This window comes from Paraburkholderia sp. BL21I4N1 (assembly GCF_002973525.1).
Taxonomy (GTDB): domain Bacteria; phylum Pseudomonadota; class Gammaproteobacteria; order Burkholderiales; family Burkholderiaceae; genus Paraburkholderia.
Map to the genome: position 1 here is coordinate 1 of NZ_PVEN01000055.1, position 1,634 is coordinate 1,634.

The 1,634-nt window shown below is 55.8% G+C and carries 1 protein-coding gene; it reads left to right on the top strand.

Going from position 1 to position 1,634, the window contains the following annotated elements:
* The first annotated feature begins 63 nt into the window (after nt 1–63).
* Nucleotides 64–1,509 (top strand): IS1182 family transposase, encoded by a 1,446-nt coding sequence (locus B0G83_RS37960; RefSeq protein ID WP_105512357.1) that lies wholly within the window; start codon nt 64–66, stop codon nt 1,507–1,509.
* Nucleotides 1,510–1,634 lie beyond the last annotated feature (125 nt).

Below are 1,634 nucleotides of genomic sequence, written 5' to 3' on the forward strand. Positions count from 1 at the left end.
CCAGAGTGTGTGAAAACGTATTGATCGCCTAAACTGAATCAACGCACTGAGATCGGGTGACTCATGAAGCGATTCGTTGAAGGCGATGACCGCAAGCAGGTCGCACTACTTCCTGAATGCGTCGATGACTATATCGGAGAGGACAATCCGGTGAGAGTCATCGATGTCTTCGTCGACGAACTGGATCTTGTGGAACTTGGTTTCGACGGTACCACGCCAGCGATCACGGGCCGCCCGTCCTACCATCCGGGTGTGATGCTGAAGATCTATATCTACGGATACCTGAACCGGATACCTTCCAGCCGGCGTCTTGAGCGTGAATGTCAGCGCAACGTCGAACTGATGTGGCTAACGGGACGTCTGGCCCCGGACTTCAAGACGATTGCCGACTTTCGCCGTGACAGCGGCGTGGCCATTCGCAACGTATGCCGGCGTTTCGTCGAATTGTGTCGCGGGTTGAAGCTGCTATCCAGCGACATGGTGGCCATCGACGGTAGCAAGTTCAAGGCGTCAAACAGCCGCGACAGGAACTACACGGCGAGCAAGATCGATAAGCGTCAGCAGCAGATCGAAGAAAGCGTGCAGCGGTATCTCGACCTGATTGCTACCGCAGACCGGACCAGTCCAACAGGTTTCGATGTGAAGACCGTTCGCCTGTACGAGAAGATCGCCCGCTTGCGCCAGCAGATGCGTGAGCTCGCACAGATCAGGAAACAGTTAGAGAAGCAACCGGACAAACAGCTGTCGATGACGGATCCCGACGCGAGATCCATGGCAACAAGCGGAAGAGGCTCCGGCATAGTGGGCTACAACGTTCAGGCAGCTGTAGACACGAAACATCATCTGATTGTTGAGCACGAGGTAACTAACGTCGGAAACGATCACGGACAACTCAGCAAGATGGCGCGGTCTGCGAAGGACGCGATGGGTAGATCGAAGCTGAAGGTTGTTGCTGACCGGGGCTACTTCAGCGGCCCGGAGATACGCGCATGCGATCTGAACGACATCAGTGCATATGTTCCCAAGCCGCTCACCTCTGCATCCCGGAAGAAAGGTCTCTTCACCAAGGCCGACTTTGTCTACGTGGCAAAAAGCGATGTGTATCGATGCCCTGCTGGCGAGCGAGCCATCCATCGGTTCACGACTGTCGAGCATGATATGAACCTGCGGGTCTACTGGACCAGTGCCTGCCCGCGTTGCCATCTCAAGGAACGATGTTCACCGAGCGACTATCGTCGCATCCGACGATGGGAGCACGAAAACGTCCTGGAAGCCATGCAGCGCCGGCTCGACCGGAAGCCCGATGCAATGACCATCCGCCGAAGTACTGTCGAGCATGTCTTCGGTACGCTCAAGCACTGGATGGGTCCTGCACACTTCCTCACCAGGACGCTCGGGCGAGCGAGTACAGAGATGAGCCTTCAGGTGTTGGCCTACAACCTGAAGCGAGTCATGAACATACTTGGGGTTGCAGGAATGATGAAGGCCATGAAGATGGCTGGAAGCTAACGCCCCGAGGGGCTTTGTTGTCCTTGCACTGTTCGATGGCGCAAACTCGTTGTATCACACGCGATCGACCTGACTGTCAATTGCCCGCTTAGCGGCAAAAATCGAGTTTCCACACACTCTGGGTC